The sequence below is a fragment of the Candidatus Nanopusillus massiliensis genome, assembly GCF_920984865.1.
Window position 1 is genome coordinate 562,364 of sequence record NZ_OV100765.1, and the last position, 281, is coordinate 562,644.

The window sequence follows — 281 nt, forward strand, 5'->3', positions numbered from 1 at the left end:
AATATATACAGCAGGAATGGCTTCTGCTATAAAATATTCACTTTTACCAGGTTTAGTAGTAGCATTAAATGGAGACACAAAAATAGGATATTATTTTCAAAAATATAATGTAGTATTAGATTATACAATTACTTTAGGTACTTTTATATTAGCATTTAATTTTGATAAGGGAATACTTGACAGCAATGTACTTTCTTTAATTATGATTTCAATAATAGCACAAGTTATTGCATTAATTTTTAAACAAATAAATTTCTTTTCTGGATCTATTTTATACCTTA